Source organism: Priestia sp. SIMBA_032 (genome assembly GCF_046535215.1).
GTDB classification, from domain to species: domain Bacteria; phylum Bacillota; class Bacilli; order Bacillales; family Bacillaceae_H; genus Priestia; species Priestia aryabhattai.
Map to the genome: position 1 here is coordinate 1 of NZ_JAWRXD010001574.1, position 236 is coordinate 236.

The 236-nt window shown below is 40.3% G+C and carries 1 protein-coding gene; it reads right to left on the reverse strand.

Annotation, left to right across the window (positions count from 1 at the left end; translation table 11 throughout):
• The coding region (locus SB717_RS39585; RefSeq protein WP_410908809.1) for a helicase-related protein at nucleotides 1-236 on the reverse strand (236 nt) is incomplete at both ends.

Genomic DNA, 236 nt, shown 5'->3' on the forward strand with positions numbered 1-236 from the left:
TTTTTCAATTTCTTCTAAATGTTTTTCATCTTTCGCTGCAACGAACGTAATTGCAAGACCTGATCCACCTGCACGTCCTGTTCGGCCAATGCGGTGAATGTAACTTTCTACATCTTCAGGGATATCAAAATTAAATACGTGCGTTACACCATCTACATCAAGTCCACGAGCTGCTACATCCGTTGCAATTAAGTACTGAATTTTAGCTTCGCGGAAACTCTTCATAACTCTTTCAC